The following is a 7,163-nucleotide window of genomic DNA, read 5'->3' as shown; positions in this document are numbered from 1 at the left end:
GCACCCCGTTCCGCCGGGCTGCGGACCCGCCCGGCACCGGGCACGGACGCCGGGCGCCCGGCCTGTCACAGATGATCGACAAACCCGTGGACCAGACCCACGCGGAGTTACCCTCACGCAAGGACGGCCGCTCGGTCGTCGAACGCCGGACCGCCGTCCAACCGCCTAGGTGAGGGAAACACCGCATGCGCGCACTGCGAATACTGCTGATCTTCGTCGTGATCCTGGGCGGACTCTTCGTGATCGCCGACCGCGTCGCCGTGCACTTCGCCGAGGGCGAGGCCGCCGACCGCCTGAAGACCACCGAGAACCTCTCCGCCACCCCGGACGTGTCCATCAAGGGCTTCCCGTTCCTCACCCAGGTCGTCGGCGGCTCCCTGGACGACATCGAGGTCGGCATCACCGACTACGAGGCCGCCGCGGGCAACGGCGCCGAGAAGATCCGTATCGACGACCTCCGGGCCGACATGCGGGGCGTCGAGTTCTCCGGCGACTACAGCTCCGCCACCGCCACCAGCGCCACCGGCACCGCGACCATCGCCTACGACGAGCTGCTGAAGACGGCGAAGTCCGAGCCCACCCAGGTCGCCCCGGGCGTCACCGCCCACGTCGTCGGCCTCTCCGACGGCGGCAACGGCAAGATCAAGGTCACCGTCGAGGCCACCGTCCTCGGCACCAAGCTGCCCGAACCGGTCTCCGTGCTCAGCTCGGTGACGGTGATCGACGGCGACACCGTCCGGGTGAAGGCCGACGGCCTGCCCAAGTTCGGCGGTGTCGAGATCGCCGAGTCCCGGGTCCGGGCCATCACCGACTTCCAGCAGAAGATCGACGGCCTGCCGGGCGGCATCCAGCTGGACAAGGTCCAGGCCGCGCCCGACGGCGTCGAGATCACGGTGAAGGGTTCCAACGTCCGCCTGGCCGGGTAGGAAGGCGCAGACGGACCGGACCTGCGGTGTCCGGTGGGCGAGACGGTGCTGTCCGCAGCTCAGATGTGATGGCGGATACATGCGACCGCGATCCTGGTCCCGCACGGGCGCGAACCCCTTCGGTCCCACATGGCGGATTATCTCGTCTCAGCATGCGACACACCGGTGACATGCGTGCCCGACCGTCCCTACGATCGACAGCATGAAGCGACAGGCGGATCTCACGAAGCGGCGGGCAGTAGACCTGTGCCGCGTCGCCGCCATGCTCTGTCGCACCTTCTGAGCGACCGCGCCGGCCCATGCGCCGACGCGCGCATCCCCGCCGCCCTGCACCAAGGGCACCTGTGCGCCGCCCTCGTCATGGGCGCGCGCCCCGCAGACCTCGCACGCCCCGCCGCAACTGCCCCGGAGGAGAAAGAGCATGAGCCGCAGCGACGTCCTGGTCGACGCCGACTGGCTCCAGGAGCACCTGGACGACCCGACCATCGCCATCGTCGAGGTGGACGAGGACACGTCCGCCTACGAGAAGAACCACATCAAGAACGCCATCCGGATCGACTGGACCAAGGACCTCCAGGACCCGGTCCGCCGTGACTTCGTCGACCAGGAGGGCTTCGAGAAGCTCCTGTCGGAGAAGGGCATCGGCAACGACCACACCGTGGTCCTCTACGGCGGCAACAACAACTGGTTCGCCTCGTACGCGTACTGGTACTTCAAGCTGTACGGCCACGAGAACGTCAAGCTCCTCGACGGCGGCCGCAAGAAGTGGGAGCTCGACGCCCGCGAGCTGGTCGCCGGCGACGACGTGCCGGAGCGCCCGAAGACCGACTACAAGGCCAAGCCGCAGGACACGTCGATCCGTGCCTTCCGCGACGACGTGGTGGCGGCCATCGGCTCGCAGAACCTCGTCGACGTGCGCTCGCCCGACGAGTTCTCCGGCAAGCTGCTCGCCCCGGCCCACCTGCCGCAGGAGCAGTCCCAGCGCCCCGGCCACGTGCCGAGCGCCCGCAACATCCCGTGGTCCAAGAACGCCAACGACGACGGCACCTTCAAGTCGGACGAGGAGCTCAAGGAGCTCTACGCCGCGGAGAGCGTCGACCTGGCCAAGGACACCATCGCCTACTGCCGCATCGGTGAGCGCTCCGCGCTGACCTGGTTCGTGCTGCACGAGCTGCTCGGCGTGGAGAACGTCAAGAACTACGACGGCTCCTGGACCGAGTACGGCTCCCTGGTGGGCGTGCCGATCGAGCTCGGCGCCAACAAGTAAGCAAACCGACCGACCTTTCAAGACCTCTCAGGAGTACGACATGTGTGGAGCGAAGGCCGGCGGCCCGGACGCCTCGACGATCAAGCCCGGTGAGACCACCATCCAGGGTCAGGTGACCAAGGACGGCGAGCCGGTGACCGGCTACGTCCGTCTGCTGGACTCGACCGGCGAGTTCACGGCCGAGGTGCCGACCTCGGCGACCGGACAGTTCCGCTTCTACGCGGCCGAGGGCACCTGGACCGTCCGTGCCCTCGTGCCCGGCGCCACCGCCGACCGCACGGTCGTCGCCCAGAAGGGCGGCCTGGCGGAGGTCGCGATCGCCGTCTGACGGCGGCAAGGCCATGAAGGGCCGCACCCCACGGGTTGGACGCCTGGGGTGCGGCCCTTCGGGCTGCCCGGACCTACGCTGGACGTATGTACGCACGACGGCGGCATACGTACTTCGCGATGATGGGCCTGTGCATCGGCCTCTTCGTCCTGGCCTGGGGTGTCGTGCGGTTGTGGTCCATCCCTGTGGCCGTCGGGATGTGCGTGGTGGCCATGGTCATCCCGCCCGTCGCCGCGATGGTCGCGAACCGCCGGGGGCCGGAGGACCGCTGGTGGGACGACCCGTCCGGGGATCCCCAGTCCGACGAGTGGTGGGACGAGCTGGACGGCAAGAAGCGGCACTGAACCGATGAGGGGGGAGCAACCGTGCGCCTGACGGCGGCGACTCTGGACGCCCCGGACGCCCGTGAGCTGGCCGCCTTCTACCTGCGGCTGCTGCCCGGGTGGCGGGTGTGGCGCGGGGAGGAGTGGCAGGACTGGGTGCACATCCGGCCGCCGGGCGGCGGCACCGGCCTGTCCTTCCAGACCGAGCCCGCCTACCGGCCGCCCGTCTGGCCGAGTACGCCGGACCGGCAGCAGATGATGATCCACCTCGACATCGAGGTCGACGACCTGGAAGAGGAGACCGCGCGGGCCCTGGCCGAGGGCGCGCGGCTCGCCGCGTACCAGCCGCAGGACGGCGTCCGGGTGCTCCTGGACCCGGCGGGCCACCCGTTCTGCCTCCACACGGAGGCGGCTCAGTAGACGAGCGCCTGGGTCTCGTCCGCCAGCGCCTCCTGCACGAAGACCTGCGCGCCCGCGATGCGGACGCCTTCGATGACGTCCTTCTCCGTGATGTCGCGGCGGGCCGCGCACTGCGTGCACAGGGTGACGCGGCCGGCTGCCAGGACCGAGTCGAGCAGGTCGGGGAGCGGGGCCGCGTGCGGCAGCTCGAACTCGGCGGCGCGGCCGGGCAGGGCGAACCAGGCGGATTCGCCGGTCAGCCACAGGGAGACGTCGACGCCGCTCGCGACGGCCACCGCCGCCACCGTGAACGCCTGGGAACACCGCTCGGGGGCGTCGGCCCCCGCCGTCACCTTGATCACCAGCTTCTTCGCCATAGCCGGAATCGTAGTGCCGAAGGCGCCCGCGTAAGCTGGCCCCGGCCCTGTGCACACATCCGCACCCCGCTCAAGGAGCACCCCGTGGAGCTTTTCTTCGAAATCCTGTTGGTCCTGGTCGCCGTCGGCGTCCTCGCCTTCGCCGGACTGACCGTGAAGAAGCTGTACCAGGGCCAGCGCTGACCCCCGTCTAGGAACTTCCGATGATCGAGATCCCGTCCGACCTCCACAAAGACCTCGTCCCGCTCGCCTTCCTGCTCGGCAACTGGGCCGGTGCCGGTGTGCACGACTTCCCCGGCTCCGAGAAGTGCAACTTCGGGCAGGAGGTCGCCTTCACCCACGACGGCCGGGACTTCCTTGAGTACCGCTCCCACAGCTGGGTGCTGGACAAGGACGGCAACAAGGTCCGGCCGCTGGAGTCCGAGCACGGCTTCTGGCGGATCGACGCCGAGCGCAAGGTCGAGGTGACGATGACCCGCGACGACGGCGTCATCGAGATCTGGTACGGCGAGCTGGCCGACAAGAAGCCGCAGATCGACCTCGTGACGGACGCGGTGGCCCGCACCGCCGCCTCCCAGCCGTACACCGGCGGCAAGCGGCTCTACGGCTACGTCAAGAGCGACCTGATGTGGGTCGGCGAGAAGCAGACCCCCGAGGTGGAGCTGCGCCCCTACATGTCGGCCCACCTGAAGAAGGTCGTCACCCCGGAGGAGGTCGAGCGCTGGGCCAAGGCCCTGCCCGACGACATGCCCGACGACGGCATCGCCTTCTTCAAGTAGTTCTAGACTGGCCGGTGTGGTGAGCACCGACTGGAAGAGCGATCTGCGGCAGCGCGGCTACCGGCTGACCCCGCAGCGGCAACTCGTGCTCGAAGCCGTGGACACCCTGGAGCACGCGACCCCCGACGACATCCTCGTGGAAGTGAGGAAGACGGCGTCGGGGGTCAACATTTCCACGGTCTACCGGACGCTGGAGCTGCTGGAGGAGCTCGGCCTGGTCAGCCACGCCCATCTGGGGCACGGAGCGCCGACGTACCACCTCGCGGACCGGCACCACCACCTCCACCTGGTCTGCCGTGACTGCCAGAACGTGATCGAGGCGGACGTGTCCGTGGCGGCCGAGTTCACGGCGAAGCTGCGGCAGACGTTCGGGTTCGACACCGACATGAAGCACTTCGCGATCTTCGGCCGCTGTGAGGACTGCACCCTCAAGGCTTCAACTACCGAGTCGTAGGCTTACGGATATGAAGAGCCCCCTGCTGACCCTGCCCGGCGCCGTCCCCGCCGAGGGCGTGGACGAAGGCGTCGCCGCCCACTACGGCGATCTGTTCCGCGAGCAGCGTGCCCTCGCCGACGGCACCGGTTTCGTGGACCTCTCGCACCGGGGGGTCGTCACCGTCACCGGCGAGGACCGGCTCGCCTGGCTGCACCTCCTGCTCACCCAGCACGTCAGCGACCTCCCGGCCGGCCAGGCCACCGAGGCGCTGATCCTCTCCGCGAACGGCCACATCGAGCACGCCCTCTACCTCGTCGACGACGGCGAGACCGTCTGGGCCCATGTGGAGCCGGGCACCCAGGAGGCGCTGATCGCGTACCTGGAGTCCATGAAGTTCTTCTACAAGGTCGAGGTCGCCGACCGCACGGCCGACATCGCGGTCGTGCACCTGCCGGCCGGCTCCATCGCGGAGGTGCCGCAGGGCGTCGTCGTACGGGAGACGCCGTACGGCCGGGACCTGTTCCTGCCGCGCGCCGACCTGGAGGCGTATGCCGCGCAGGCCGGGCCGCCCGCCGGGATCCTGGCCTACGAGGCGCTGCGCGTCGAGCAGCACCGGCCCCGGCTCGGCTTCGAGACCGACCACCGCACCATCCCGCACGAGCTGGGCTGGATCGGCTCGGCGGTGCACCTCCAGAAGGGCTGCTACCGGGGCCAGGAGACGGTCGCCCGGGTGCAGAACCTGGGCAAGCCGCCGCGCCGGCTGGTCTTCCTGCACCTGGACGGCAGCGAGGTCCACCTGCCGGTGGCCGGCACCGAGGTCCGGCTCGCGGACGACGGCCCCGACGGTCGGAAGATCGGCTTCATCACGACCTCCGTACGCCACCACGAGCTGGGGCCGGTCGCCCTCGCCCTGGTGAAGCGGAACGTGGCCGTGGACGCGCCGCTGGTGGCCGGGGACACCGCCGCCGCCCAGGAAGTCGTCGTCGCGCCGTAAAGCTTGTAGACCTTTCGGGTCAGATTTCGATCAGCACGGTGAACGGGCCGTCGTTCGTCAGTGATACGCGCATCGCCGCCCCGAAGCGGCCCGTGGCCACCGTCGCGCCCAGCGAGCGCAGCTGGGCGACCACCTCGTCGACCAGCGGCTCGGCGACATCGCCGGGGGCGGCGGCGTTCCAGGTGGGGCGGCGGCCCTTGCGGGCATCGCCGTACAGGGTGAACTGGCTGATCACCAGGAGCGGGGCGTCGATGTCGCTGCACGACTTCTCGTCGTGCAGCATGCGGACCGACCAGAGCTTGCGGGCCAGCTGGGCCGCCTTCTCCTTGGTGTCCTCGTGCGTGACGCCGACGAGGACGCACAGCCCCTCGCCCTCGATCGCCCCCACGGTCTCGCCGTCCACGACGACGCTCGCGCCGTCCACCCTCTGCACCACTGCTCGCATACGTCCATCATGCAGGGCGGTGAACATGAGACCGCGGGTGGTTCGCACATGGCCCGAAAGGGTGGTTTGCTCAGGGCGCCAACGGGCCGCGCACGGCCGTATTTTGCTGCTTAACCGCCCATCTGGGGTCTATCGGGGGCACTCGTTCCCATAGCGGCCACTTGGGGTGGCACGATGCTTTCACACACCGGTCGAGGGGACGGTTGAGGCACATGAGCACATCCAGTACCGGACATCCGCTGGGGGCTGTCTGGTCGAGCCACACGGGGACCGGGGCACCGGAGTACCACCGGCCGCCCACACAGCGCACCGACAGCCCGCCGCTGCCCTCGGACGCTCCCGAACACGACCTGGTCGCGCTGAGCCTGCCCGAGCTGCGCACGCTGCGCCGCGACGCCCAGCGCGACGAAGCCGACCTCAGTTACGTACGGCGGCTGCTGCAGGGGCGGATCGACATCCTGCGGGCGGAGCTGACGCGGCGCACCCCGGTGGGCGCGGCCTCCGTGGCCGTACCCGCGGAGGCGTCCGTCGTCGAGCGGCTCGCGGAGATCCTGCGGGACTCCCCGGCCCGGCACCGTTCCTCCGCCCGTCATCTGACCCTCGGCACGCCGCGGGGCGAGGAGTACCGGCGGCTGGCCGCGGAGATGCTCGCCGAGGTCGAGCTGTCCGACCTGGACGCCCGGACGGACCTGGAGCTGAACACCGCGATGGGCCGGCTCGTGCGCTACGAGCAGCAGGTCTCCCGGCGGCGGCAGCGGCTCCAGCGCACCGCCGACGAGTGCAGCGCGGAGATCGCGCGCCGGTACCGCGAGGGGGAGGCCCAGGTCGACGACCTGCTCGTGTGAGGCTCCGCGGGCCCGGGGAGGGCCGGCGGTCGGATATTTACGCG

At 69.9% G+C, this 7,163-nt stretch carries 11 protein-coding genes; 9 read left to right on the top strand and 2 right to left on the bottom strand.

Annotation, left to right across the window (positions count from 1 at the left end; genetic code table 11):
• The first annotated feature begins 185 nt into the window (after positions 1 to 185).
• The 5 genes from GTY47_RS12195 (at position 186) to GTY47_RS12175 (ending at position 3,264) form a co-directional block, all read left to right on the top strand.
• Complete coding sequence (locus GTY47_RS12195; RefSeq protein WP_010036208.1) at positions 186 to 926, top strand: DUF2993 domain-containing protein; 741 nt, start codon at positions 186 to 188, stop codon at positions 924 to 926.
• A 421-nt stretch (positions 927 to 1,347) separates the two neighbouring features.
• Positions 1,348 to 2,193, top strand: a complete 846-nt coding sequence (locus GTY47_RS12190) for a sulfurtransferase (protein ID WP_010036204.1) — start codon at positions 1,348 to 1,350, stop codon at positions 2,191 to 2,193.
• Between the two features lie 40 nt (positions 2,194 to 2,233).
• Positions 2,234 to 2,521 carry a DUF1416 domain-containing protein gene (locus GTY47_RS12185; RefSeq protein ID WP_010036201.1) on the top strand — a complete coding sequence of 96 codons (288 nt, stop codon included), beginning with the start codon at positions 2,234 to 2,236 and terminating at the stop codon, positions 2,519 to 2,521.
• Positions 2,522 to 2,607: 86 nt separating this feature from the next.
• On the top strand, positions 2,608 to 2,865 hold the full coding sequence (locus GTY47_RS12180) for a DUF3099 domain-containing protein (protein WP_029180924.1): 258 nt from the start codon (positions 2,608 to 2,610) through the stop codon (positions 2,863 to 2,865).
• A gap of 21 nt (positions 2,866 to 2,886) precedes the next feature.
• Entirely contained in the window at positions 2,887 to 3,264 is a 378-nt protein-coding gene (locus tag GTY47_RS12175) for a VOC family protein (protein ID WP_010036196.1), read from the top strand.
• On the opposite strand, the gene GTY47_RS12170 is transcribed toward GTY47_RS12175, so the two are convergent.
• Positions 3,258 to 3,620 (bottom strand): DsrE family protein, encoded by a 363-nt coding sequence (locus tag GTY47_RS12170; RefSeq protein ID WP_010036190.1) that lies wholly within the window; start codon positions 3,618 to 3,620, stop codon positions 3,258 to 3,260. The genes GTY47_RS12175 and GTY47_RS12170 overlap by 7 nt on opposite strands.
• A gap of 203 nt (positions 3,621 to 3,823) precedes the next feature.
• On the opposite strand from GTY47_RS12170, the gene GTY47_RS12165 reads away from it, so the two are divergent.
• Genes GTY47_RS12165 through GTY47_RS12155 form a run of 3 tightly spaced genes read left to right on the top strand, consistent with a single transcriptional unit; the run spans position 3,824 to position 5,829 of the window.
• Positions 3,824 to 4,399, top strand: a complete 576-nt coding sequence (locus GTY47_RS12165) for an FABP family protein (RefSeq protein ID WP_010036187.1) — start codon at positions 3,824 to 3,826, stop codon at positions 4,397 to 4,399.
• A gap of 16 nt (positions 4,400 to 4,415) precedes the next feature.
• Complete coding sequence (locus tag GTY47_RS12160; RefSeq protein ID WP_010036186.1) at positions 4,416 to 4,853, top strand: transcriptional repressor; 438 nt, start codon at positions 4,416 to 4,418, stop codon at positions 4,851 to 4,853.
• A 10-nt stretch (positions 4,854 to 4,863) separates the two neighbouring features.
• Entirely contained in the window at positions 4,864 to 5,829 is a 966-nt protein-coding gene (locus GTY47_RS12155; protein ID WP_010036185.1) for a folate-binding protein YgfZ, read from the top strand.
• 19 nt (positions 5,830 to 5,848) lie between these two features.
• Here the strand turns inward: GTY47_RS12155 and dtd are convergent, their stop codons facing one another.
• The gene (gene dtd / locus GTY47_RS12150; protein WP_010036184.1) at positions 5,849 to 6,274 is read right to left on the bottom strand and encodes a D-aminoacyl-tRNA deacylase; all 426 of its coding nucleotides are present in this window, start codon (positions 6,272 to 6,274) and stop codon (positions 5,849 to 5,851) included.
• 212 nt (positions 6,275 to 6,486) lie between these two features.
• Between dtd and GTY47_RS12145 the strand changes: the two genes are divergently transcribed.
• Positions 6,487 to 7,119 (top strand): hypothetical protein, encoded by a 633-nt coding sequence (locus tag GTY47_RS12145; protein WP_010036183.1) that lies wholly within the window; start codon positions 6,487 to 6,489, stop codon positions 7,117 to 7,119.
• Positions 7,120 to 7,163 lie beyond the last annotated feature (44 nt).

It is taken from the genome of Streptomyces sp. SID5464 (assembly GCF_009862985.1).
Taxonomy (GTDB): domain Bacteria; phylum Actinomycetota; class Actinomycetes; order Streptomycetales; family Streptomycetaceae; genus Streptomyces; species Streptomyces chartreusis_D.
This window is presented reverse-complemented; position numbering and strand designations above follow the sequence as displayed.

Bases quoted from the DNA above. Each gene is read 5' to 3' on its own strand.
- GTY47_RS12195 (WP_010036208.1), top strand. From the start codon at position 186: ATGCGCGCACTGCGAATACTGCTGATCTTCGTCGTGATCCTGGGCGGA.
- GTY47_RS12190 (WP_010036204.1), top strand. From the start codon at position 1,348: ATGAGCCGCAGCGACGTCCTGGTCGACGCCGACTGGCTCCAGGAGCAC.
- GTY47_RS12185 (WP_010036201.1), top strand. From the start codon at position 2,234: ATGTGTGGAGCGAAGGCCGGCGGCCCGGACGCCTCGACGATCAAGCCC.
- GTY47_RS12180 (WP_029180924.1), top strand. From the start codon at position 2,608: ATGTACGCACGACGGCGGCATACGTACTTCGCGATGATGGGCCTGTGC.
- GTY47_RS12170 (WP_010036190.1), bottom strand. From the start codon at position 3,620: ATGGCGAAGAAGCTGGTGATCAAGGTGACGGCGGGGGCCGACGCCCCC.
- GTY47_RS12165 (WP_010036187.1), top strand. From the start codon at position 3,824: ATGATCGAGATCCCGTCCGACCTCCACAAAGACCTCGTCCCGCTCGCC.
- GTY47_RS12155 (WP_010036185.1), top strand. From the start codon at position 4,864: ATGAAGAGCCCCCTGCTGACCCTGCCCGGCGCCGTCCCCGCCGAGGGC.
- dtd (WP_010036184.1), bottom strand. From the start codon at position 6,274: ATGCGAGCAGTGGTGCAGAGGGTGGACGGCGCGAGCGTCGTCGTGGAC.
- GTY47_RS12145 (WP_010036183.1), top strand. From the start codon at position 6,487: ATGAGCACATCCAGTACCGGACATCCGCTGGGGGCTGTCTGGTCGAGC.